Consider the following 14,184-nt stretch of genomic DNA (forward strand, 5'->3'; position numbering starts at 1 on the left):
ATTGAAAAATTAGCCTAAAAGTGCTTCCCCGATGTACCCGCCTTTACGAATACCTGGGAAGCAGGCAAATACCGCACTGCCTGTATGCGTCATATATTCGTTTAGCCGATCACTTTTCGAGAGGCGCTGCTGGATCGCAACAAATTGCTTCATTAAATCCCGTTGAAAGCTGATGAATAATAATCCTGCGTCGAGTTGACCTGTTGCGATATCTAATCCGCTGGAAATGGAGTAGGAGCGGCGCAGCATTTTGACTGTGCCGTCACCATGCGCTAAGGCAGAGTGTGAATCCGGCGGAATGACGGGCTTCCCGGAAGCATCAGCCGCTTTAAGATTCAGATCATCGAATTCATCCTTAGCACCGATAGGCGCTCCGTTATGACGATAACGGCCGAAGGTGGCTTCTTGATCGCTTAGAGAGGAACGGTCCCAGACCTCAATTCGAAAACGTACACGGCGAACTGCCATATAAGTGCCGCCGCTCATCCATGAAGGACCGTCACTGCTATTATTCCAGACCACTTCGTTCATTTCTGCTTCATTCGTGGTATCAGGATTACCTGTACCATCTTTGAATCCCAGAAGATTACGAGGCGTCGTTCCTTTAGGATCGGCTGTACCTGTGCGCTGGAAGCCTTCCTGTGTCCAGCGGAGTACGGCTGTGCCACGGGCGATACGTGCCAGATTTCGAATGGCATGGAAGGCCACCTGCAGATCATCAGCACATGCTTGGACACAAATATCTCCACCACACCACTTAGGGTCCAGGTTGTCTCCCGTAAATGCTGGAAGATCGGCTAATAGGGTTGGACGCTTGGAAGATAAACCGAATCTGTTGTCAAAAAAAGAAGGTCCGACACCAAAAGTAAGTGTACAGCGTGAAGGGTTTAAACCATCCACTTCACCTGTATCGGAAGGTGGTAGATTAGGGTTGTCATTGACGTTGCCTATGAGGCTGCCAGTAGTAAGAGAAGCTGCGGCAGTTGTCCATGCCTGCATTAGCTTTTTCACATCGGCTAACTTCGTTGTGGTCAGATCAAAGGCTGCGAAGTAAATAAAATTCTGCGCAGGGGTTAGAATGCCGGCCTGATGACTCCCGTAAAAAGGAATAGAGTCAGCATCGGAGGTTACTGTTGGCTCAGCTACGGCATTGCGCGCTGCCATAATTCCACCAACACCTCCGCCACCTAATAGTAGACCAAGACTAGTGGCGCCAGTAAGCCGCAGCATGTCGCGGCGGCTTAGTTTCTTATCTAATATAAGATTGCTCTTGGATTCTTCATTGAGAGGTGCACCCTCTGCATTCGCTGGTAAACCGGTAGATCTATTTTGCTTATTCATGATGATCACACTCCTAGAATAGTTCCCATGTTGGACAATGGCTCAGCCAAGGCATCTAAATTCTGACTCAATTTACGTACATCTTCTTCCTTCAGCTCTTCATAGGAAACATATCCATCTCCAGATTTGAAAGGAGCAAGCTCAGCTTGCAAGGCTGCAAACCGTTCACCAATCGTTTTTTCCAGCTCAGCATCTTTTTTCGCCAGTTCTGGCTTTAACAGCTCGTATATCTTTTGGGCGCCTTCAACATTAGCGACGAAATCATACAGATCTGTGTGGGAGTAACGTTCTTCCTCACCGGTTACTTTAGAAGAAGAAACCTCATTAAGCAGTTCTACAGCACCAGTAACGAGCAGATTGGCACCGATCTCTACGGTCTCTACTTTTGCACGTAGAAGCTGGGCATCTTTCAATAATTGGTCAGCAACTTCGGTCATATCTTTGGTTGTGTTATCCTGCCAGAGTGCTTTTTCAAGCTTATGAAAGCCGCGCCATTCAGCAGCATCTACGTCATTCTCGCGGGCATCAATATTCGGATCCAAATCACCAAGTGCTTCTGCAATCGGCTCAATTCGCTCGTAATACATGCGGGCTGGCGCATAAAGTGCTTTCGCATCCTCAATCTTTGCTTCTTTTACTGCGTTCGTGAAATTTTCTGTTTGCTTTACAAATTCATCACATTGCTCGATGACATATGTACGATATTGTTCAACCGCTGATGTAAAGTCGGCAGCAGTTGCTGTAGTAGTATCAGATGTATTTGTTGCCTTGGTACTGTTAGCAGCAGAGTTATTGTTGCTATTGTTACTAGTGTTGCTATTACTGTTATTGTTGCTACTGGCACATCCGGTAAATAGTATGGAGGCTGCAAGAAGACCAGCAGGCATGGCATATGTGAATTTCATTGAATGAAGCACCCCTTTTTTTATATGTGAATGATAATCGTTATCATTTATGCTGGACTTATCATAAGTCCGTATACATTTACTGTCAATATAAAATTGTGATGTATTTCATAGTTATATTTTGTAAGACAAAAAAACTCCCGGGATTGGGAGTTGAGTTTGTAAAAATATATCTAATTCTGGAGTCCGAAACTTAGCTCAAAAGGCGATAAATTTGCAAATAACGTCATCTGGGTCCGAAAGCATCAGAAGGAGATGATGAATACACTGTAGGAGCGGCAGACCACGACCAACAACACAAAGCAGCGATTCTCCAATAATGGATGAATCGCTGCTTTATGTTGCTTACAATTTTTATAATTAACCGGACCGTCTCATTTATAGGAAAAAGCTACTTATTCGACAGCCCATTCTGTGTCGTCATTATTTTATTGTTCATTATGGGATTCATGTTCCGTAGTGGGATGATTTTTGAATACTTCTGCGGCTTCCTCAGCAGAAAATTCCGGTTCGAATTTACCAGCTACTGGCAATTTGTTTAATTTCGTAGTTTGTACCTCTGCCTTAGTAGGTTCATTATTTTTCGAGTTGCTCATACTTACACCTCCTTTTAATAAGAAACAACTAGTTGTAGTTTGCCCTGTAAGGAGATGATTCTATCCAAGAGAATTTCAAGCTTTTGCGGGTGAATGTTCTCACTAAAGCGGTGTAATAAGCTTCGGGTGGTTAAGCCCATTTTGTAGTTATGACAGCACCATTAACTTCATCAATACATAATATGTTTTGACTGTATCCCTTTACCTTGTTATACCAAACAAACCCAGGGCAAGGAGGGGTGACACCATTGAAGGGGAACGAACACCACAGCAAATTTCTGTTGACTCATCGTGAGCGCGAAGTTTTCGAGCTTCTCGTGCAGGACAAAACGACTCGTGATATCGCTGGTTTATTATTTATCAGCGAAAAAACAGTTCGGAACCACATCTCCAATGTAATGCAAAAACTAAACGTTAAAGGCCGTTCACAAGCGGTTGTCGAGCTGATTAAGCTTGGGGAGCTGAAAATATAGCTGGCCATGTCTTCGGAAGTGACGCGTTTAAGCCTTCTCCACCTCTAGAGGTGAGGGAAGGTTTTTTGTTGCGAATTGATTTACGGATTCTGCCAAATTGAATTAGAAGGTACATTTCCTCACAGTGTTCTGAAGATGTCATTTATCGTGTAATACAAAGCATTAAGTTCTTCCATATAAACTGTTTTTATTTTGGTTTTATCAGGATTGTCACTTACCATTTCCTTAAAGACATCCAGATCATTAATGATACCATTAAGACTTGCGCGCTTTAACAATTCTGCATCGGAAATATCATCTTTAAACGATAATCTTAAGATTTCCATAGTGTCGTTTACAATATCTTTGAAATTTTCTTCTTCTCCATAGTAAGTTGCAATCTTATTCAGAAAGTCTGCATATTTATCTGGTATTTTCGAATTTTCTGACAAAATTATCATTTATATCTTCTCCCTACATGAATCAAATTTTTAAATAGTTTTAAGTAAATAGTCAGCCATGAAATCATTTAATAACAATACCCTAACTATTATAGGTGATTTTGATACATTGTATATAAAGAGTCTTATTGAAAATTTTTATGTTTAGTATTAGGCAGAAAGGAGACCCATATTTTTGGGGTGAGGGAAGGTTTTTTTGTGTGGTTCTTGAATTAATGATAAGCCATTATATCCTGCGGAAAAACTTTGCTATTCCCGACGATTTTGATTGCGGAATATTAAATTTGACTACATTTTATGGATTGACGGATATTGGGAATGGTTGTAAAATCATCTTAAAGTTAAAACCTTTAAACTTTTGAAATCATTTTGATACTTTCCATAAAAGTGAAACTGACATTCAATGTTCGATTCTCAGTCAGAGCGTAGTTATGGCGAGAAGAGTTAGTCTTTTTTATTTCCCTAAAAGTTATAACGTTTAAACTATTGAACTTGGAGGCATAGAAGCTTAGATGAACATTCATGATGTAGCCAAAAAGTCGGGGCTCTCTGTAGTGACCGTATCCAGAGTTATTAACAATTCACCTTCTGTACGTGAAGGCAATAGGCGGAAAGTGCTGAGTGCTATAGAGGAATTAAATTATCAGCCCAATTCAGCGGCGCGGAGTCTCGTGCGTGGCAAGACCGGAGTCATCGGTATGTCGATTACCAATTTTAACGACTCTTTCTATGACCGCGTGATTCGCGTGGTGAATCGGAAGCTGGCAGAACAAGGTTACTTCTTAGCCCTGTCCATAACCGAGAATGAGGATGAAGGCGTTAACTTCCTGTTTCAGAAGGATCGCGTTGACGGGATTATCCTGTTGTCTCCGATTGAGGAGAAAGAATATGTGGAGGAGCTGAAAAGAAAAAACATTCCGTTTGTCTTGCTGGATAACCAGCTCCAGCATGAGGATGTTCCCAGTGTCGTCGTCGATAACTATCAAGGGGGTTATGAAGCTACCAAGCACTTAATTGGTCTTGGACACACCCAGATCGCCTATATCGGTGGCCCTTCGGTATTCCTGAGTGTAGCGGAGCGCAAGCGGGGTTATGTACAGGCGCTGGATGAAGCGGGGCTAACGCCCTTCGGCACGGAATATTGCGGATTTACGGTAAGTAGCGGTTATGAGGTGGCCAAGAGATGGATTCGTGAAGATAAGCTGCCGACAGCCATTTTTTCCGGAGACGATTTTATTGCTCTCGGTGTTGTTCAAGCCCTGCGTGAGGAAGGAATTCTGGTACCTCAAGATATCTCAGTAGTTGGCTTTGATGATCAGCAGTTCGTAGGTGAATTTTATCCCCGATTGACGACAGTCAGACAGCCTGAGGCGCAAATGGGCAGCATTGGTGTTGATTTGCTGATGAAATTAATCAATGGGGAGGTGATGCCTGCTGTTGTAACGAAGCTCGCTCCTCAGCTTCTCGTGCGTGAATCCACCGCATCTGTAAGGTTAACCTAAATATTAGGAGTGAAATGAACTGTGAAGTACTTTTTGGGAGTCGATGCAGGGGGCAGCAAAACTTATGCAATGATTGCAAATGAACAGGGGGTGGTAATTGGTGTAGGCAAGGGAGGGAACGGGAATCATCAAAATAATCGTGAGCAGGCGGAGAACAGTTTGCAACAGGCTGTGTCGGGAGCGATTATAGCGTCGGGGCTGACAAAGGATCAGATGGAGTATTCCTGGTTCGGTCTGGCTGGAGCGGACAGAGAATCCGATTTTCGAATTTTACGACCAATCATCAGCAGACTTGGCCTTCCCCGAACTGAGATTTCCTGCGATACCTGGATTGCCTTGCGATCAGGTACAGAGAGTAATTATGGGATCGTGCTGATCTGCGGCTCGGGAGTGAACTGCGCCGGTAAAAATCCGCGAGGCGTTACATACCAATGTGGTGGATTTGGCTATCGGTTCGGTGATTACGGCGGTGGCTATGATCTAAGTATTGAGGTATTCCGTAGCGTTCTTCGGGCGGATGATGGAAGAGAGAAAGAGACTGTTTTAAGCGAGCGCTTAATTCATTTGCTGGGCTATTCCAGTGTTTCGGAGTTAAGGGAGGATTACCTGGATCATTCCAGAGACTTGCCTCCCCAGATTGCTGAGCTGCTGTTTCAAGCGGCAGATGAAGGAGACCAGGTTGCCACCCTACTGCTGACCAAGCAAGGGGATGAGCTCGGTTTGGCAGCGGTATCGACAATCCGCCATTTGGCTATGGAGGAGGATTCCTTTGACATCGTACTTGCAGGCAGCCTATTGACCAAGGGGGATCGCTCAGGCATCATCCGGCGGTCCATTGAACAGAGAGTGAAGCATTCGGCTCCAAATGGCACTTTAAGGATTCTAACCCGGGAACCGGTTGTAGGCGCGGTCGTTCTGGCAATGGAAAGCAGCGGTATGCGTGTGAATCAGGAGGTTCTTGATTGTCTATCACTGGGTAAGGAGGGGCTATTATTATGAAGGGGACTTTGAAGCTCGTTGTCATCGGAGCGGGTTCATCGTATACGCCTGAGCTTATTGAAGGCATCATCATGCATCATAAAGAGCTTCCCGTCCGCGAAGTATGGCTGGTGGATATTGAGGCAGGAAGGGAGAAGCTGCATACGATTGCGGAACTAAGCAAGCGTATGATTGCTGAGTCCGGACTGCCGATTACCGTGGCCCAGACGCTTGAGCGCAGGGAGGCCATCGCCGGAGCAGACTTTATCTGCACTCAAATCCGGGTAGGTATGCTGGAAGCGCGAAAATGGGACGAATTAATTCCGCTTCAATACAATGTCATCGGTCAGGAGACGACGGGTCCCGGAGGGATGATGAAAGGCCTACGGACCATCCCGGTTATTCTGGATATTTGCAAGGACATCGAGGAGCTGGCTCCGGATGCCTGGTTGCTGAATTTTACGAATCCGGCCGGTATGGTAACTGAAGCTGTTCACAAATATTCATCGGTAAAAAGCGTAGGCCTGTGCAACTCGCCGATCGGTTTTCAAAAGTGGCTCTCCGAGTTCTTCGGACTTCCTATGGAGAAGATCTACGCGGAGTTTGTCGGCATCAACCATCTGCACTGGGTATCCGATATCGTAATTGACGGAAAGAGCAAGCTGCAGGAGCTCATTGATTACCCCCAGAACTACAAGGCGAGTAATGTGCCGTTTGATTCCTGGGACCACCGGTTTCTGAATGCTTTGAAAGCCATCCCTTCTTATTACCTGAGCTATTACTACATGACGGACGCGATGCTTGCGGAACAGAAGGAAGCAGCAGCAACGACTGGATCGCGCGCTGAGGTAGTGAAGAAGGTAGAGGAAGAGCTGTTTGAGCTGTACCGGAACGTAGAGCTAAAGGAGAAGCCAAAGCAGCTGGAGCAGCGTGGTGGAGCCTATTACTCGGAGGCGGCAGTGTTGCTGATGCGCTCCATTTATAATGATTCCCGCGATATCCAGACGTTGAATGTAAGGAATAACGGAATGATTGACTTCTTGCCGGACGATGCCTCCATTGAGGTGAACTGTGTGGTAACCAGACAAGGTCCGCTGCCGATTCCGCTGCGCAAAATTCCGCAGCCCGTCAATGGCCTGCTGGCCGCGGTCAAGCAATACGAGAGCCTCACCATCGAGGCGGCTGTGCACGGAGACCGGGATATGGCCCTGCAGGCTATGGTTCATCATCCGCTCGTGCCTTCGGTCACCGTAGCTGAACAGCTGCTGGATGAAATGCTGGAGAAGAACAAAGCGTTTTTGCCGTTGTTTCACTAGAATCGTCCAGAGGAGGAAAAACGGATGAACACGGCCGAGAAACCAAGTAGATGGAAGAAATTCACCAGTCAATTGGATTTACAGTCCATGGTTTGGCCTGGAATTATCTTTGTATTCATTTTTAGCTACATTCCGATGTATGGCGTGGTTATGGCGTTCCAGCAATACGATATTTTTGGCGGCATTATGAAGAGCCCCTGGGTTGGATTTATGCATTTCAGAATGTTCTTCGAGGCGCCAGAGTTCTGGAATGTGATGCGAAATACCATTGTGATTAGCTTGCTTAAATTGATTATCTCTTTTCCTGCCCCGATTCTTCTTGCACTGATGCTGAATGAGATCGGAAATATGGGCTTTAAACGCATTATCCAGACCGTCAGCTATTTACCTTATTTTCTGTCCTGGGTTATTGTATCCGGTTTTGTATTTTCGCTGTTATCCGTTGACAACGGAACGGTGAACTATGTGCTGGAGCGATTCAATCTGGTAGGGGAGCCAGTTAACTTCCTGGCGTTACCCAAATACTTCTGGTCTATTCTAGTAAGTGTAAATGTGTGGAAGGAGGTCGGGTTTGGGAGCATTGTCTATTTGGCCGCGATTGCAGGCATTGATCCGACTTTATATGAAGCCGCTTCCATAGACGGAGCAAGCCGGTTTAAGCAAATTCACTTGATTACACTCCCCAGCATTACCCCCATTATCATCATCTTTATGATTCTTGCCATCGGCAGTCTGCTTAGTGCGGGCTTCGAGGACATTTTGCTGCTGGCAACCAATCCAATCCTGCGACCCTACTCCGATGTTATCGACACCTATGTGTACCGTGTGGGGATATTAAATGCCAGATTCTCTTATGCGACAGCGGTAGGGCTTTTCAAAGCGGTGATTAGTGTCATTCTGCTGGTGATGGCCAACAAAATCGCGCGCCGGGCAGATGTTAGTCTCTGGTAGGTACTACTACTCATAGCGAATGCTTCCGATGCAAGTTTTATTGGGATGTATCGACTGTAAGTAATGCTCCATAAACCTTTTAGGAGAGGTGAACAATGAGACTAAGCCTAGGTGACAAAATCATGCAGCGGACTATTTATATCCTTTTGACGCTGCTGGCGCTACTTATGCTGTACCCATTTTGGAACGCGCTGGTCATTTCCTTTAATCTAGGGAGCGATACGGCTCTCGGCGGTGTAACCTTGTTGCCGAGAGCATTTACCCTGGAAAATTATTATATTGTGTTTCAGGATCATCGCCTGCTGAATTCTTTTCTGATCACCATTCTTAGAACATTGAGCGGCACGGCATTGTCCGTCTTCTTCACGGCCCTGTTAGCTTACGGAATGTCCAAGAAAACATTGCTTTTTCGAAAACAATATATGGTGTTCTTTATGATTACGATGTTCTTCAGTGGAGGGCTCATCCCTAGTTATTTACTAGTTCGCTCTTTGGGTATGCTGGACACCTTTTGGGTTCTGATTATCCCCGGCATCATCAGCGTCTGGAACATGATTGTCATCCGCACCTTCTTCAACGCTTTGCCGGAGGGGTTAGAGGAATCGGCCAAAATCGACGGTTGCAGTAACTACGGCATTTTCTTCCGAATCGTTATTCCCGTCTCCGGCCCGGTGCTGGCCACGATTGCTTTATTTACTGCGGTCGGTTACTGGAACGACTGGTTTACGGGAGCGATCTATATTACGAAGGACGAACTGCTTCCTATACAGACCCTGCTGCGGCAGGTTATGAACTCCAACATTATGACCCAAATTGGTTCATCGAATGCCATCGCGCTGGATCATATGAACCGAAATCGGACGATTACCACGAAGTCACTGACTATGGCTACGATGATGATCGCTACTATTCCGATTATCCTGACGTACCCTTTTCTCCAAAAGTACTTTGTTAAGGGCGTAATGATCGGTTCATTGAAAGAATAGCAGTCTCCATATTATGTAGAAAGAAGGGAAAAGAATGGGCAATCGTATGAAATGGATATCTCTTTTGCTGATTTCGCTGGTGCTTCTTCTCGCTGCCTGTAGCGGAGGGGGGAATTCTAACACTTCACCAAACACAAGCGAGAAAAATCTGAATACCGAGGTCGCCACTGATGACGGCAGCGGGATTAAGCCTGTCACCTTCAGCTTCTATGGAAATTACGACTGGCTTACGACATCACCCTGGGGGGATAATGAGGCGACAAAATGGATTCAGGAGAACCGTAAGGTTACTGTTGAACCGATTCAATCGGGAGGTGCGGCCGGAGAAAAACTCAACACGATGATCGTCGGCGGTGATTTACCGGATGTCATCTTTACTGACCGGGGATCCTCAGTGGAACGGCTAGTGCAGGCAGGGCAACTCGTTGCGCTGGATGATTACTATGACAAGTATCCAAACTTCAAGAAATATGTGAAGGAATCCACTCTGAATTTGCTCCGTTCAGATGACGGAAAAATCTATCAAATCCCCAACTGGTATACATCCGGGCAATTCGGCAACGGCGGATGGATGGTGAATAAAGATATTTATAATGAGCTCGGCAGACCGACGCTGGAGACCTTTGACGATTTGTATCAATATTTACGCTTGGTGCAAGAAAAGTATCCGGATGTTGTACCTCTGGAGGTTGGCGAGAAGGGGGCAGGTCTGGAAATTATGTATGGCGGTTTTAAGGAGAACTCCACCAGTAAGTTCATTTCACTCATGGGATATCCGGAAGGCGACAAGCTGTCATCTATCTTGGACGATCCCGCTTACGAGGAGATGGTACTGTATATCAATAAGCTGTATCGTGAACGGCTGATGACACAGGATGCACTGCAGCAAACCCAGGATGCGGTCAAAGAAAAGGTCAATACCAACCGGGTAGCGGTCATGGTTGAATCCAATATTACTACGTATGGAGCCGAGGGACACCGGGCACTGACAGCGAACAATCCGGACAGTGGTTATGAAATTATTTGGCCTATTCATAAAGCCGGACTAGACAAAACACAAGTGTTTGTAAGCGGTTTCGAGACGCTGGGTTGGAACGTCAGTGTCATTACAAAAAAGGCCAAGGATCCGGAGGCCATCTTCGCTTATTTTGACTGGATTACGGGCCCGGAGGGACAGAAGGTGCTTTTCTTCGGTCCTAAAGGCTTGTACTGGGATGAGGAGGACGCAGACGGAGCACCAATTCCGAACGAGAAATACAAGACGACTCCTGCTAACGAGCGTACTGAAACGATGAGAAAATTCGAGGACTTTAACTGGGCGGGAAATACGACCTTTATTGATACGGCGAAAATGAGCCTAGAGGCGCTGCTTTCCGCGAACCAGAAATCATGGGAGACCGTGGCGCAGTCCACGGTGACTTGGAAAACCGCGCTGGACATTACGGAATTTGTGAATACCGATCCGCTTCCGGATACAGAGATTGGCATCATCGCACAGAATGTCGGGGATATTTATACCCTTGCTTACGCACAAATGGTTCAGGCGAAGTCGGATGAAGAGGTATTGTCGGCACTGGAAACAGCCAAAAAGAACACCCAAAAAGCGGGACTGGATAAGCTGCTTGAGTTCAGAACCGAAAAATGGCAGGAGAATGTCAAGAAAATCAATGTGACGAAGTGAGACTTTTATGAAATCTAAGAAATATAACTTCATGCTATACTTTATCTTTATATTTCTCGTTTAAACGCTTACCGTCCTTGGAAGGACGCTAGAGGCGATTATACTTGTGGAGGCGAGATTATGGCATTTGCGTTGAGATCGAGGTTCATAGCAGTATTAAGCTTTGTGTTGGTTTCTTCGATAGCGGTTGGTTCTGTTCCGGTTATGGCCGTGGAGGAGACGAATCCCCCTTTCGAAACGGAAGTTATTGTACGGACCGTAAACCAGTTTAAGAACACGGTGGATGTCCAGAATTTCATCCAGCTGTCCACAAGCTACGGTGTCGATGTCATCAGCATGAACGTGAAGCAGGATGAAGATGATGAGGTTCCGTCCGGAAGTGTATTTTATCAGAGTGATATTGCTCCGATTGCCCAAGGTTATCAGAATTTCGATGCCCTGCAGGCTGTTATTACGGCAGCCCATGCTGCAGGAATCAAGGTTCATGCCTGGATTCCCCAGTTCCATGATCAGCAGGCCTTCCTGGCTCACGATGAATGGCAGATGCAGGCGCTGGTTAATGGGGTTCAGACTCCGTTTACAGGTTCTAACGGCAACGAATACTTCGTTAATCCGATTCACCATGAAGTGCAGCAGTATGAGCGTTCCATCATTCAGGAAGTGATCGAGAATTATGATGTTGACGGTGTTGTGCTAGACTGGATTCGCTTCGACAATTACAACATGGACGTCAGTGATTACACCGTTGCGAAGTATCAGGCTCAGTTCGGGTACTCACCGCTCAGCATTGACTTCGAGACGGATTCACCTCAGCGTGAGCAGTGGAATGAATGGAGGACCGATCAAATTGGACAGTATGTGGGCGATATCCGTCAGGATATCACCCAGTCCTCGAAGCCGGATGTGCAGCTCGGTGTGTATATTTTGCCGCCGGAATTTACAGAGGTTGGACAGAATGTAGCCAAATTCAAAGATGATATCGACTTTGTCGCACCGATGGCGTACTTTGATGACTGGGAGTTCAATAGTGATTGGGTATACAGCACTTCCTACGGCATCCTGAAGGATACGAGCGACCGGATCAGTGGCAGTGACGTGGAGATTGTAGCTACACTGGATAATGACTGGACTGATGATCAATATCAGGAGATTTACAAGGGAATCCGCGAGAATTATCCGGACGTGAAGCGCCTGTCGTTCTTTGCCTACGGGGCCTGGCCAGAAGATGAATTGGCCAATATCAAGGAACGTGAAACCTGGCCGACGCCAGGCTGGACGCCTCCGGTAGAACAAGACTATCCGGCTCAATTACCAGCAGGATGGAAGGCTCGAAATATCGGTTCCATGCCGGGGAACGTTACCTACAATTCTTCCAATAAACAATTTACACTCAGCAGCAGCTCTACGGATATTTGGGGAAATGGAGATCAACTGAATTATATATACCAATCCGTTAGAGGCAATGCGGAGATTATTGTTAAAGTGCAGTCCACTAGCCGATTGGACGGTTGGGCCAAGGCTGGCATTATGATTCGGGATTCCCTGGTTCATAATTCAAAGCATGCGGATATGATGCTTACCCCCGAGAATGGGGCAACCTTCCAGTATCGTGTAGATACCGCTGGCAATATGGCCGACCATACTGCGGCTGCCTCGGCTCCAAGATGGCTAAAGCTGACCAGAAGTGGGGATACCTTCAAAGGGGCTATTTCAACGAACGGGAATAACTGGCAAACAGTTGGAACTGTTCAGATCCCGATGAATCGTAAGGTGTATATTGGCATAGCGCTCAGCAATCCGGGGGATGATTCGAGGAATAAGGCCGTGTTTGGAAATGTGAAAATTACGGATTAAGTCTAATACAATAATTTGGGGAGCTATAGCTGGCCAGGTCTCCAGAAGTGACGCGTTTAAGCCTTCTTCACCTTTAGGGGGGAAGGTTTTTTGTTGTTGATGTGTATTTACGGACTTTTCCAAATCCCTTTCTTGTATGGTTTTAGGCTGTTCTGCGGTCTTCTGTCTCGTCAAGGAAAGCTCGGCCAGTCAACATGAAAAGGGATTAACGGTTTATTCTCCGGTTGGGCGCGGAAACTTCTGTATTGAATTGAATTAGAGGTGTAATTTCCTCATAGTGTTCTGAAAATGTCATTTATCGTGTAATACAAAGCATTAAGTTCTTCCATATAAACTGTTTTTATTTTAGTTTTATCAGGATTGTCACTTACCATCTCCATAAAAACATCCAGATCATTAATGATACCGTTAAGACTTGCGCGCTTTAACAATTCTGCATCGGAAATATCATCCTTAAACGATAGTCTTAAGATTTCCATAGTGTCGTTTACAATATCCTTGAAATTTTCTTCTTCTCCATAGAAAGTTGCAATCTTTTTTAAAAAGTCTGCATATTTATCTGGTATTTTCGAATTTTCTGACAAAATTATCATTTATATCTTCTCCCTATATTCATCGTATTTTTAAATAGTTTAAGTCTTGGCCAGCTGTGAAATCACCTAATTGTAGTCAGGGATATTATAATTAGATTTGGAACAATTGGCGGTTAAAAATGATACAGTAGTACAGTTATAGTTGATCACTTCGAAAGCGGGTGCTGGTAATGCTAAAGACAGTATCAGTTATTTTTAATGAGCGGCCAAAAAGTTGGGGATTAAGAGGGGATCCATATCTTTGGGATGAGCTAGAGAATTACTTTCAAGAAGTGACTTATCCATGTACAGGTGAGGCGTTTGCACAGAGATTCAAATACGCGTTTGAGGAATTAACAGGAGGTAACTTAGATGATTTAGACAAACAAATCTATTGTGAGAAATACAGTCATGGTGGTATGTCCAGTGGGTATGTTTCTCTGGAGTTTTGGGTTGAAGTGGCGATTCCAATGCTAATTGAACGATTGGAGGAATTAGCAAATTAAATTGGTGAACAATAAAACGTTAAAGACCGTTCACAAGCGGTTATCGAGTTAATCAAGCTTGGGGAGCTGAAAAAATAGCTGGC

At 45.4% G+C, this 14,184-nt stretch carries 14 protein-coding genes; 9 read left to right on the forward strand and 5 right to left on the reverse strand.

Annotation, left to right across the window (positions count from 1 at the left end):
• Positions 1-9: 9 nt before the first annotated feature.
• From efeB to L1028_RS22520, 3 genes are all read right to left on the reverse strand, one after another.
• Positions 10-1,341 (reverse strand): iron uptake transporter deferrochelatase/peroxidase subunit, encoded by a 1,332-nt coding sequence (gene efeB, locus L1028_RS22510; protein ID WP_279306906.1) that lies wholly within the window; start codon positions 1,339-1,341, stop codon positions 10-12.
• A 5-nt stretch (positions 1,342-1,346) separates the two neighbouring features.
• Positions 1,347-2,246, reverse strand: a complete 900-nt coding sequence (gene efeO / locus L1028_RS22515; protein ID WP_234539904.1) for an iron uptake system protein EfeO — start codon at positions 2,244-2,246, stop codon at positions 1,347-1,349.
• Positions 2,247-2,674: 428 nt separating this feature from the next.
• Entirely contained in the window at positions 2,675-2,842 is a 168-nt protein-coding gene (locus L1028_RS22520) for a hypothetical protein (protein WP_234539908.1), read from the reverse strand.
• A 248-nt stretch (positions 2,843-3,090) separates the two neighbouring features.
• Between L1028_RS22520 and L1028_RS22525 the strand changes: the two genes are divergently transcribed.
• Positions 3,091-3,315 (forward strand): helix-turn-helix domain-containing protein, encoded by a 225-nt coding sequence (locus tag L1028_RS22525; protein ID WP_019908812.1) that lies wholly within the window; start codon positions 3,091-3,093, stop codon positions 3,313-3,315.
• Positions 3,316-3,434: 119 nt separating this feature from the next.
• Here L1028_RS22525 and L1028_RS22530 read toward each other — a convergent pair whose 3' ends face one another.
• Positions 3,435-3,755: a hypothetical protein gene (locus L1028_RS22530; RefSeq protein WP_234539911.1), complete on the reverse strand. Its 321-nt coding sequence runs from the start codon at positions 3,753-3,755 to the stop codon at positions 3,435-3,437.
• Between the two features lie 512 nt (positions 3,756-4,267).
• Here L1028_RS22530 and L1028_RS22535 point away from each other — a divergent pair.
• The 7 genes from L1028_RS22535 to L1028_RS22565 all read left to right on the forward strand — a co-directional run bounded on the left by L1028_RS22535 (position 4,268) and on the right by L1028_RS22565 (position 13,023).
• Positions 4,268-5,257 (forward strand): LacI family DNA-binding transcriptional regulator, encoded by a 990-nt coding sequence (locus L1028_RS22535; protein ID WP_234539913.1) that lies wholly within the window; start codon positions 4,268-4,270, stop codon positions 5,255-5,257.
• A 21-nt stretch (positions 5,258-5,278) separates the two neighbouring features.
• On the forward strand, positions 5,279-6,256 hold the full coding sequence (locus L1028_RS22540) for an N-acetylglucosamine kinase (protein WP_234539915.1): 978 nt from the start codon (positions 5,279-5,281) through the stop codon (positions 6,254-6,256).
• Positions 6,253-7,551: a 6-phospho-beta-glucosidase gene (locus tag L1028_RS22545; protein WP_234539917.1), complete on the forward strand. Its 1,299-nt coding sequence runs from the start codon at positions 6,253-6,255 to the stop codon at positions 7,549-7,551. The genes L1028_RS22540 and L1028_RS22545 overlap by 4 nt, the downstream gene beginning before the upstream one ends.
• A gap of 24 nt (positions 7,552-7,575) precedes the next feature.
• The gene (locus tag L1028_RS22550) at positions 7,576-8,502 is read left to right on the forward strand and encodes an ABC transporter permease (RefSeq protein WP_234539920.1); all 927 of its coding nucleotides are present in this window, start codon (positions 7,576-7,578) and stop codon (positions 8,500-8,502) included.
• Between the two features lie 95 nt (positions 8,503-8,597).
• Positions 8,598-9,488 carry a carbohydrate ABC transporter permease gene (locus L1028_RS22555; RefSeq protein ID WP_042130810.1) on the forward strand — a complete coding sequence of 297 codons (891 nt, stop codon included), beginning with the start codon at positions 8,598-8,600 and terminating at the stop codon, positions 9,486-9,488.
• A 34-nt stretch (positions 9,489-9,522) separates the two neighbouring features.
• Positions 9,523-11,169, forward strand: coding sequence for an extracellular solute-binding protein (locus L1028_RS22560; RefSeq protein ID WP_234539922.1), 1,647 nt, complete (start codon positions 9,523-9,525; stop codon positions 11,167-11,169).
• 120 nt (positions 11,170-11,289) lie between these two features.
• Complete coding sequence (locus L1028_RS22565; protein ID WP_234539925.1) at positions 11,290-13,023, forward strand: family 10 glycosylhydrolase; 1,734 nt, start codon at positions 11,290-11,292, stop codon at positions 13,021-13,023.
• 272 nt (positions 13,024-13,295) lie between these two features.
• Here L1028_RS22565 and L1028_RS22570 read toward each other — a convergent pair whose 3' ends face one another.
• Positions 13,296-13,616, reverse strand: a complete 321-nt coding sequence (locus L1028_RS22570) for a hypothetical protein (RefSeq protein ID WP_234539927.1) — start codon at positions 13,614-13,616, stop codon at positions 13,296-13,298.
• A gap of 170 nt (positions 13,617-13,786) precedes the next feature.
• On the opposite strand from L1028_RS22570, the gene L1028_RS22575 reads away from it, so the two are divergent.
• Positions 13,787-14,101 carry a hypothetical protein gene (locus tag L1028_RS22575; RefSeq protein WP_234539930.1) on the forward strand — a complete coding sequence of 105 codons (315 nt, stop codon included), beginning with the start codon at positions 13,787-13,789 and terminating at the stop codon, positions 14,099-14,101.
• Positions 14,102-14,184 lie beyond the last annotated feature (83 nt).

The organism is Paenibacillus pseudetheri (genome assembly GCF_924513355.1).
Classification (GTDB): Bacteria; Bacillota; Bacilli; order Paenibacillales; family Paenibacillaceae; genus Paenibacillus_AQ; species Paenibacillus_AQ pseudetheri.